Genomic DNA, 1,440 nt, shown 5'->3' with positions numbered 1-1,440 from the left:
CGTGGCGGGCCGCCGCGACGGTGGCGGCGTCGAAGGGGGTCAGCTCGAAGGCGCCGAGCGGGCCGTTCCAGACGAGCGTCGCCGCCTCGTCGATCGCCGCGTCGATCTCGGCGACCGAGGCCGGGCCGGCGTCGAGGATCATCGCGTCCTCGGGCACCGCGTCGACCGACACCGTCTCGCTGGCGGCGTTGGCCTTGAACTCCCGCGCGATCACCGCGTCGACCGGCAGGATCACCCGGCAGTCGGCGGCCTCCGCCGCCCCGAGGATCCGGGTCGCGGTCTCGGCCAGATCCCGCTCGCAGAGCGACGTGCCGACGGCCTTTCCTTGCGCGTGCAGGAAGGTGTTGGCCATGCCGCCGCCGATCACCAGCATGTCGACCTTGGCGACGAGGTTCTGCAAGAGGTCGATCTTCGAGGAGACCTTGGCGCCGCCCACAATCGCGATGACCGGGCGCTTCGGCGCCTCCAGGCCCTTGGTGAGCGCGTCGAGTTCGGCCTGCATCAGCCGGCCGGCGAAGGCCGGGAGCTTATGGGCGAGCCCCTCCGTCGAGGCGTGCGCCCGGTGGGCCGCCGAGAAGGCCTCGTTGACGTAGACGTCGCCGTTCTCGGCGAGCGCCGCCACGAAGGCCGGGTCGTTCTTCTCCTCGCCCGCGTGGTAGCGGGTGTTCTCGAGGAGCAGCACGTCGCCGTCCTTCAGGGCCGCGACCGCCGCCGCCGCCGCCTCGCCCACGCAGTCGTCCGCGAAGGCGACCGGGCGGCCGAGCGCCTCGGCGATCGCCGGCACCACCGGCTCCAGCGAATCCTTGGGCTCGCGCTTGCCCTTCGGCCGGCCGAAATGGGCGAGCAGGATCACCCGCCCGCCCCCGTCGGCGATCTCCCGGATGGTCGGCACCACGCGCTCGATGCGGGTCGCGTCGGTGACGCGCCCGCTCTCCATCGGCACGTTCACGTCGACGCGCAGGAGGACGCGCTTGCCCTTGAGGGATCCGGCGTCGTCGAGGGTGCGGAAGGCGGTCATGCGGGCTCGCGTCTGGAAGGTGAGATTACTGCGCGGTAGTCGGGGCGGCGCGCGGCGGCAGCAGGGAATCGAGGTTGAGGCGCTGCACCGCGACCATCAGCACCACGGTGAGCACCGCGGTGATGATGGCGGTGAGCACGAGTGCGCCGGTGCCCGGCAGGCGCCGGGTGCGGTCGGTGAGGCCGCGGACCTCGTTGCGGAGCGCCGCGAGGTCGGACTGGCGCGCGGCCTCGTTCATCCGGGTCGCGGCGTTCTCCATCTTGTCCTCGACGCGCGACAGCAGCGCCTCGGAGCGGGCGTACTTGTCCTCGATGCGCGCGCACTTGTCCTCGATCCGGGCGAGCTGGTCGTAGACCTGACCCGTCACCTGACCCGTCACTTGGCCCGTGGGCGTCGCGGCGGAAGACGGGGCGGGCGGGACG

General features: G+C 72.5%; 2 protein-coding genes. Both read right to left on the bottom strand.

From position 1 onward, the window contains the following. A partial coding sequence (locus AX737_RS05460) for a phosphoglycerate kinase (protein ID WP_066919638.1) occupies nt 1–1,018 on the bottom strand: 1,018 nt, incomplete at its 3' end. 25 nt (nt 1,019–1,043) lie between these two features. Then, nucleotides 1,044–1,397: a hypothetical protein gene (locus AX737_RS05455; RefSeq protein ID WP_082772899.1), complete on the bottom strand. Its 354-nt coding sequence runs from the start codon at nt 1,395–1,397 to the stop codon at nt 1,044–1,046. Nucleotides 1,398–1,440 lie beyond the last annotated feature (43 nt).

Source organism: Methylobacterium sp. CCH5-D2 (genome assembly GCF_001556475.1).
Classification (GTDB): domain Bacteria; phylum Pseudomonadota; class Alphaproteobacteria; order Rhizobiales; family Beijerinckiaceae; genus Methylobacterium; species Methylobacterium hispanicum.
Note: the sequence above shows the minus strand (reverse complement) of the source record. Positions and strands in the feature narration are given on the sequence as shown.